Source organism: Streptomyces sp. NPDC055078, assembly GCF_053607985.1.
The window spans coordinates 1-8,450 of sequence record NZ_JBSGUP010000353.1 but is presented as its reverse complement, the minus strand read 5'-3'; the positions used below and the strand labels follow the sequence as shown (position 1 = coordinate 8,450).

Here is an 8,450-nt window from a genome sequence, read left to right as displayed (position 1 = left end):
GGCACCGGACCGGGTGCGCGGCTGTGGCGGGCCGCCGTGACGGCGCCGGGCCTGCCCGACGGGGTGCGGTTCAAGCTCGCGCGCCGGGTCGGCGACGGCATGCGCAAGGCGAACCGCCCCGGGGGCGCCGTGCTCGCCCTCACCTCGGCCGCGCAGCGCACCCGCGATCCGCGTCACCATGCCGAGCTGTTCGGCGAGGCGGCCCGGCTCGATCTCGCCCGGGGTCAGGTGCCGGACCGGCTGATGGACGCCGTACGGGCCGAACTGGCCTGTGCGGACTCCCTGTTGGCGGCCGGGAAGCGGAAGGAAGCCGCCGCGTCGGTGATGCGGGCGATGGGCCTGGCGTTCCACCGCGTCCTGCACTTCGACCGGACCGACTCCCCGCTCGCCGACGCGCCGGACAGCTACCCGGCCCCGCTGTGGAACAGCACGGCGGTCCAGGAGCTGTCGCGTACCGCCGGGCGCGGGACCCCGGCCGGGGCGCCGCCGGCCGGCCGGCCGCTGCGGCTGCTCTTCGCGGTCCGCCGCAACGACCACTTCCTCGGTGAGATCCGGGACCGCTACGAGGGTCACCCGGATGTCGAGGTCCGTACGCTCGATGTGGCGGACGACCCGGCGCTGGGCAAGCTCACCGCGGACCGGCTCGCCGCGTTCCGGCTCGGTGGCGAGCCCGCGGTGGGCGAGCTGCTGGAGGAGCATCTGCGGCCCCATCTGGAGTGGGCGGACACCGTGTTCGTCGACTGGATGACCGTGCCCGCGGCCCTGTTCACCGCCGTCGACCCGGGCACCACCCGGATCGTGGTGCGGCTGCACAGCTACGAGACGTTCAGCGCCTGGCCGTATCTCACGGACTTCTCCCGGGTGGACGACCTCGTCTTCGTCGGAGCGCATCTGCGCGATCTGACCGTGACCGCGGTGCCGGCGCTGCGGGGGCCGGACGCGCCGCGGCTCCATGTCATCCCCAATGCCATGGACCTGGCCGGATACGACCTGCCCAAGGACGCCGACGCCCGGTTCACCCTGGCGCTGATCGGTATCTCGGCCGTCGCCAAGGACCCGCGCTGGGCGATCCGGGTACTGCGGCTGCTGCGGGCGTCGGACGAGCGCTACCGGCTCCTGCTGATCGGCTCGGACGTCGACGCGAAGCTCAGCGCGGCGGCCAAGGCGTACGCCCGTGAGTACGAGCGGGAACTGGCCGATCTGGAGAGCGCCGGAGCGGTCCGCCGCCTCGGGCAGCTCGACGATGTGCCCGGCGCGCTCACCGGGGTCGGGGTGATCCTCAGCTCCTCCGTACGGGAGAGCTTCCACTGCGGCTTCGTCGAGGGTGCCGCGAGCGGCGCCGTACCGGTGGGCCGGGACTGGCCGTTCTTCTCCGGTCGCCCTGCCAACGCGCGGACCCTCTTCCCCGGCGACTGGGTGGTGGGGTCGCCCGAGGAGGCCGCGGACCGGGTGCTCGCGCTGACCGGTTCCGATGAGGTGTGGCGCAAGCAGGCGCGGATGGCGTCCGAGTACGCGATCGCCACCTGGGACTGGCCGGTGGTGGCCGAGGCGTTCGACCGGCTGCTGCTGGGCGGGCCGGGCAGGACAGCCGAACGGTGACGCGGTCAGGGGCCGGGGCCGCGGCGACCGGCCGGGACCATCTTCCGTCCCTGACGGGCCTGCGGTTCTGGGCCGCGCTGCTGGTCGTCCTGTACCACCTGTCCCGGCAGGCCGGGACGCTCCCGTGGATCAGTGACGCCGCCTGGTACGGGCGCAGCGGCGTGACGTTCTTCTTCGTGCTGTCCGGCTTTGTGCTGGCCTGGACGTACGACGGGAAGCGGGTGCCGTACCGCGTCTTCGTCTGGCGTCGCTTCGCCCGTATCTGGCCGCTGCTCGCGCTCAGTGTGGTGGCATCGGTCGGCGTCTGGGTCTGGATGGACCGCCCGGTGTCCGCGGCGGCGGTCGTCGCCACGCTGCTGGCCGTGAACGCGTGGGTGCCCGACCCCGTGATGTCGGCGGGCGGCAACCCGGCGGCGTGGTCGCTGAGCGACGAGGCGTGGTTCTATCTGATCTTCCCGGCGCTGCTGGTGCTGCTCGCCCGGGGGCGGGCCGGGGTGTGGGCCGCCGTGGCGGTGGCGGTGACGCTCGGCTCGTTCGCGCTGTGGGTGGGCACCGGCCTCGCCCCGCTAGACCCCCAGATCCGCGGCTGGTCGCTGGACTACTTCCCCCTGACCCGGACCCTTCAGTTCGTGCTGGGGGTGGTGGCGGGTCTCGCGGTCAAGCGCGGCCGGCGGATCCCGGTGCCGCTGTGGGTCGCCGGGCTGCTGGTCGTCGGCTGGCATCTGGCCCTCGTCCCCTGGCACGAGGCCGTGCCCGACTCCCTCTGGTACGGCCCGTACACGGCTTCGCAGCTGCTGTCGGCGCCGCTGTTCGCGGCGTTGATCTGCGCCGCCGCGCAGGCGGATCTGCGGGGGCGGCGCACCGGGCTCGGCGGGCCCTGGATGATCCGGCTGGGGCACTGGTCGTTCGCCTGGTACCTGTTCCACGAGATCGTGCTGCGCGCGGTGGTGTTCGTGGACGGCAAACCAAGGCCGGGGGCGGAAACCCTGTCGGTGTGGCTGTTCGTCGCGGTGGCGAGCCTGCTGGTGGCCGGAGTGTGTTACGAGGCGGTCGAGCGGCCCGCCGAGCGGTGGCTGCGACGGGTCGGCCCGGCGCTCCCGGCGCCCCGGGAGCGGGAGCGCGCCGAACGCGTACCCCTGGGGAAGTGACCGGGAGCGGCCCGGCGCGTATGGCCCTGGCCGGTGCCCGAGGGCACCGGCCACAGCCGTACGCGTAAGGAGAACAGCCATACGCGTAAAGAGAGAAAAGGAGAGAAGCCGTCAGCCGCCGATGACGACGCGGCGGACCCCGGTCCAGCGCGCCGGGTCGGTCGTGCGGCGGCCGTCGACCAGGACGGTGACGTCCGGGAGGTCGGACGCGGCCAGTTCGCGGTACTCGGCGTGGTCGGCCTGGAGGACGGCCGCGGTGACCTTCTCGCCCTGGTGGGGGGTGAGGCCGTGCGCGGTCAGCTCGTCGGGCGTGTACATGGGGTCGGAGACGTACGGGACGGCTCCGCGCGCCTTGAGCGCCTCGACGGTCCCGAAGACGCCGGAGAAGGCCGTCTCCTTGACCCCGCCGCGGTAGGCGGCGCCGAGCACCAGGACGTTCACGTCCTTGAGGTCGCCGTAGGCGGCGGCCAGCAGATCGATCGCGTACTCGGGCATGGCGGCGTTCGCCTCGCGCGCCGAGCGCACGACGGTCGCCTCCGGGTCGTTCCACAGATACATCCGGGGGTAGATCGGGATGCAGTGGCCGCCGACGGCGATACCGGGCTGGTGGATATGGCTGTACGGCTGGGAGTTGCAGGCTTCGATGACCTTCTTGACGTCGATGCCGTTCTTGTCGGCGAAGCGGGCGAACTGGTTCGCCAGGCCGATGTTCACATCGCGGTAGGTGGTCTCGGCGAGCTTCGCCAGCTCGGACGCCTCGGCGGTGCCGAGGTCCCACACCCCGTTGGCCCGGGGCAGATCGGCGCGCTCGTCGAAGTCGAGGACGCTCTCGTAGAACTCCACACCGCGCCGGGCGGAGGTCTCGTCGATGCCGCCGACCAGCTTGGGGTAGCGGCGCAGATCGGCGAAGACCCGGCCGGTGAGGACCCGCTCGGGCGAGAACACGAGCTGGAAGTCCGTCCCGGCGGCGAGCCCCGAGCCCTCTTCGAGCATCGGCGCCCAGCGGGTGCGGGTGGTGCCCACCGGGAGGGTGGTCTCGTACGAGACGAGGGTGCCGGGCTTCAGCCCCTGCGCGATCGCCTTGGTGGCGGAGTCCATCCAGCCGAAGTCCGGGGTGCCCTCGGCGTCCACGAACAGCGGGACGACGACCACGACGGCCTCGGAGCGGGCGACGGCCGCGGCGGTGTCGGTGGTCGCGGACAGCAGCCCCGCGCCGACGGTCTCCTTGAGCAGCCGGTCCAGATCGTGCTCACCGGGGAACGGTTCGGTGCCCGCGTTGACCAGCTCGACGACCTTCTCGTTCACATCGGCGCCGATGACCTGGTGGCCCTTCGCCGCGAACTGTACGGCGAGCGGCAGCCCGATCTTGCCGAGCGCTACTACACAGATGTTCATCGGGGTATCCATCGGGGATTACTTCCTCTTCATACGGACCAGACGGGACCGCACACGCGGCCACCATCTGCTGGGGGTCGGGAACAGCGGACCGGTCACCACGACCATCCGGCCCTTGTTGTTCACCCGCGCCGCCACCCGGTAGGGCACGGCGCTGCGCCAGCGCCGGGCCAGCGGCATCGGCTTGTCCCGGGCGGGCACCGGGATCTCGTACACCGTCCCGGCGAGCTGCGCGTACAGCCGGACCGCGAGCGATGCCGTCCGGGCCTCGACGGGGATACGGGCGCGCAGCACCGTGCCCGCCCCGGCGGACCGCTCCCGGGTGAACTCGCCCACGGCTGCGGGCAGTTCCGCGCCCGCCGGGAGCCGGCGGCCACCGGCCTTGTCGGCGCCCTTGGGAAACGTGCCGCGCATCAGCCGGACCACCGCCGAGGTGTCCTCGCCGCTGAGCGCGGTCCGTACCTTCAGCGTCAGGGCGAGGTCGTCCCCGCTCTGCTCCCAGGCGGCGTCGAGCAGCTCCGTACCGGCGGCGAGCTGGGCGCCCACCGACTCGTCGAGCACCTCGAAGACCCGGTCCGGGATGTTCAGTATCGGCTCCCGGAAGCCGGGGTAGCGGGCGAAGGCCCGGCCGCCCGCCGACTGGTCGCCCTCCAGCAGGAACAGCAGCGATCCGCCGGCCTTCTCCTCGGCCTCGATGGCCCGCACCAGCTCGTCCACCGCGCCGCGCTGGGCCAGCGTGAGCCGGACCCGGCGCCGCACCGGGAGCGCGTCCCGCAGCGGGTCGGTGAGGTACTTGTCGGCCAGCTCGGCTATACCGGCGCACACCCGGTGCCGGGTGTGCCCGTCCAGCGACGGGAAGTCCGCCTGGACGAGCTTGGCCAGCTCCCAGGTGAAGTGGCGCTCGAAGAGCTTGTCCCGGTGGGGTCCGGCCTCGATCAGCTCGGCCGCGTGGTGCATGATCCGGGCGGTGCAGCGCAGCCGCGCCAGATGGTCGGCGCGGTAGGTGATGTTGCTGGAGTCGCCGCGCTTGACCGCGTAGTAGTACGTGTAGTCCGCGAGCACCGAGATCTTCCGGGCCCGGACGCACGCCTCGATGGTGAACGGCTGGTCGCTGCCGACCGGCATGTCCTCGGGGAAGCGCAGCTTGTGTCTCTCCACCAGCTCACGCCGGAACAGCTTGGTGTTCGCCAGCGTGAACGGCAGCGCGGAGTCGTACAGATCTATGTCCGGGGCGCTCTCCTTGAAGAGCGCCTGGTGGACGTAGCGGCCATTGGTGCCGACCATCTTGCCGACGACGACATCGGATTCATGCCGGTCGGCGTACTTCACCATCCGCTCCAGCGCCTCCTGGCCGAGGTAGTCGTCGGAGCCGATGAAGTAGACGTACCGGCCGGTGGCCGCCTCCAGCGCCCGGTTGCTGGGCGCGGCGGGGCCGCCGGAGTTCGTCTGGTGGATCACCTTCACGGTGTCCGGGTACTTCTGCGCGAAGCGGTCCAGCTCCGCCCCGCTGTCATCGGTGGAACCGTCGTCGACGGCCACGATCTCCAGCCTGTCCAGGCCGATGGACTGGCCGACCAGGGAGTTGAGGCACTCCGTCAGGTACGGCATGGTGTTGTACACCGCGACGACGACGGTGACATCAGGACTGGTCACAGAAGTGGACAAGGCACCCTCGCCCTAGTGGGCCGCTGCGCGCGCGGTGAGATCGACAGTGGTGCCGTCGGCCGCCGACTCAAGGACGGCTGCCGCCACCTCGACCGTACGAAGGCCCTGACGGAGTGTGCAGATGTCGTCGGACTTGCCGAGGACCGCGTCCCGGAACAGCTCGTGCTCGACCAGCAGCGGCTCGCGCTTCGGGATGGCGTAACGGATCATGTCGCCCTCGGCGACCCCGCGGAATGCCTGGAGCGCCTCCCACTCGGTGGCCTGGGCGGCGTTGGAGTAGAAGGTGAGGTCGGCGGTGAGGGTGTCGGCGATGAAGCAGCCCTTCTCGCCGGTGACCGAGGTGAACCGTTCCTTGAGCGGGCTCAGCCAGTTCACCAGGTGATTGACCATGGTGCCGTCGGAGAGCTGGCCGACCGCGGAGACCATGTCCTCGTGCGGGCGCCCCGACTTGGAGACCGTGCGCGCCGAGATCGAGGTGTAGTTCTGGCCGGTGACCCAGCCGGTGAGATCGATGTCATGGGTGGCGAGGTCCTTCACCACGCCGACATCGGCGATACGGTGCGGGAAGGGGCCCTGCCGACGGGTGACGACCTGGTACACATCGCCCAGCTCCCCCGCCTCCAGCCGCTGCCGCAGCGAGCGCAGCGCCGGGTTGCACCGCTCGATATGGCCGACTCCGGCCACCACCCCGCGCGACTCGAACGCCTCGACGAGCCTGCGGGCACCGTCCACGGTGTCCGCGACCGGCTTCTCGATCAGCGCGCCGACACCGGCCTCCGCCAGGGCGAGGCCGACCTCCTCGTGCAGCGCGGTGGGGCAGGCCACCACGGCGTAGTCGATACCGAGGGCGATCAGCTCGGCGGTCGTCGGCAGGACGGGCACGCCCTGCGCCCAGCCGTTCTTGTCCCCCATCGGGTCGACGACACCGACGAACCGGACACCGTCCAGCGAGGCGAGGACACGGGCGTGGTGGCGGCCCATCGAGCCGAGGCCGACCAGGCCGGCCCGCAGTCCCTTGGTTCCCGCGGTGGTCACAGACTCTCTCCCAGCTCGTTCACGGCGGCGGCGATGCGTTCGAGGTCGTCCGCGGTCAGCGACGGGTGGACGGGCAGCGAGACGACCTCGGCCGCCGCGCGCTCGGTCTCGGGGAGGTCCCAGTGACGGCCCGCCTTCTGGTCCGGCTCCCAGAACGGCCGCAGCCGGTGGATGGGGGTCGGGTAGTAGACGGCGTTGCCGACACCCGCCTCGGTGAGCTTCGCCATGAAGGCGTCGCGGTCACCGCTGACGCGGATCGTGTACTGGTGGTAGATGTGGCGCGCGCCATCGGCCACGGTCGGTGTGGTCACGTTCGGCGCGGTGATGTGCTCGCTGAGGTAGGCGGCGTTGGCGATGCGCTGCTCGGTCCAGCCGTGCAGCTTGGTGAGCTGGACCCGGCCGACGGCGGCGGCGACATCGGTGAGCCGCATATTGACGCCGATGATCTCGTTGGCGTAGCGCTGCTCCATGCCCTGGTTGCGCAGCAGCCGCAGGGTGCGCGCCAGCTCGGCGTCGGCCGTGGAGACCATGCCGCCTTCGAGGGAGTGCATGTTCTTGGTCGGGTAGAAGCTGAAGGTGCCGCCCGCGCCGAACGCGCCGACCGGGGTGCCGTTGAGCGCCGCCGCGTGCGCCTGGCAGGCGTCCTCGACGACGGCCAGCCGGTGCTTGTCGGCGATGGCCATGATCTTGTCCATGGCGGCCGGGTGTCCGTACAGATGTACGGGCATGATCGCGGCGGTGCGCGGGGTGATGGCGGCCTCGACGGCGGCCGGGTCCAGACCGTAGCTGCCGGCTTCTATATCGGCGAAGACGGCGTCCGCGCCGACGAGGCGGACCACGTTCGCGGTGGCGGCGAACGAGAAGGAAGGAACGATTACCTCGTCACCGGGACCGATACCCAGGGCGAGCAGCAGCAGATGGAGCGCCGAAGTGCCGGAGTTGACGGCCACACAGTGGCGTCCGTCCACCAGTTCGGAGAATCCCTCTTCGAACGCGGCCACTTCCGGCCCCTGTACGACCCGGCCGCTGCGCAGTACCCGGACTGCGGCCTCGATCTCTTCCTCACCGATGACTGGGCGGGCGGCGGGAATGGGCTGCTGATGGCTGCTCGTCATGGACGTCCTCCTTGAACACCGCAAGACTCGTTGTGGCAGGAGGTCTGGGGCGTACGGACGCCTCACGAGCCCGCGCACACCCCATTCGGCGCAAGCCAACGCCCTACCGAGGATCTGGGACCGGTCGTGTCCCGAGCCGGGCCGGTCACCCGCCGGATTGTCCGGAACGGGATTCTCACCCGGCAGCGACCGTCGTCACATTATCAGGGATTTCGAGGCCAATTCTGAGGCCGTCAACGCGGTCCTGCATCAATTCGGAGACAAAGACCGTGTCCCATCCCGGACGCTGTGGGATGGGACACGGTTCGTTCACTGAGGTGACATCAACTGGTCAGCTCTCGGTCGCCGCCGACACAGACGGGGAGGTCCGCTGCTCCGCCGCGACGCCCCATTCGGCACAAGCCAACGCCCTACCGAGGATCTGGGACCGGTCGTGTCCCGAGCCGGGCCGGTCACCCGCCGGATTGTCCGGAACGGGATTCTCACCCGGCAG

At 71.1% G+C, this 8,450-nt stretch carries 6 protein-coding genes; 2 read left to right on the top strand and 4 right to left on the bottom strand.

Annotated features, from left to right (window positions below):
* Together ACWF94_RS25635 and ACWF94_RS25630 are read left to right on the top strand one after the other, a co-directional pair.
* A partial coding sequence (locus tag ACWF94_RS25635; protein WP_453492947.1) for a glycosyltransferase occupies window positions 1-1,599 on the top strand: 1,599 nt, incomplete at its 5' end.
* Window positions 1,596-2,747 carry an acyltransferase family protein gene (locus ACWF94_RS25630; protein WP_453492944.1) on the top strand — a complete coding sequence of 384 codons (1,152 nt, stop codon included), beginning with the start codon at window positions 1,596-1,598 and terminating at the stop codon, window positions 2,745-2,747. The genes ACWF94_RS25635 and ACWF94_RS25630, both read left to right, overlap by 4 nt.
* Window positions 2,748-2,858: 111 nt before the next feature.
* Here ACWF94_RS25630 and ACWF94_RS25625 read toward each other — a convergent pair whose 3' ends face one another.
* Genes ACWF94_RS25625 through ACWF94_RS25610 form a run of 4 tightly spaced genes read right to left on the bottom strand, consistent with a single transcriptional unit; the run spans window position 2,859 to window position 7,957 of the window.
* Entirely contained in the window at window positions 2,859-4,142 is a 1,284-nt protein-coding gene (locus ACWF94_RS25625) for a nucleotide sugar dehydrogenase (protein WP_453492950.1), read from the bottom strand.
* An 18-nt stretch (window positions 4,143-4,160) separates the two neighbouring features.
* The gene (locus ACWF94_RS25620) at window positions 4,161-5,795 is read right to left on the bottom strand and encodes a glycosyltransferase family 2 protein (RefSeq protein WP_453492941.1); all 1,635 of its coding nucleotides are present in this window, start codon (window positions 5,793-5,795) and stop codon (window positions 4,161-4,163) included.
* Between the two features lie 24 nt (window positions 5,796-5,819).
* Entirely contained in the window at window positions 5,820-6,842 is a 1,023-nt protein-coding gene (locus tag ACWF94_RS25615) for a Gfo/Idh/MocA family protein (protein WP_453492938.1), read from the bottom strand.
* Entirely contained in the window at window positions 6,839-7,957 is a 1,119-nt protein-coding gene (locus ACWF94_RS25610) for a DegT/DnrJ/EryC1/StrS family aminotransferase (RefSeq protein ID WP_453492935.1), read from the bottom strand. Before ACWF94_RS25610 ends, ACWF94_RS25615 begins: the two co-directional genes overlap by 4 nt.
* Window positions 7,958-8,450 lie beyond the last annotated feature (493 nt).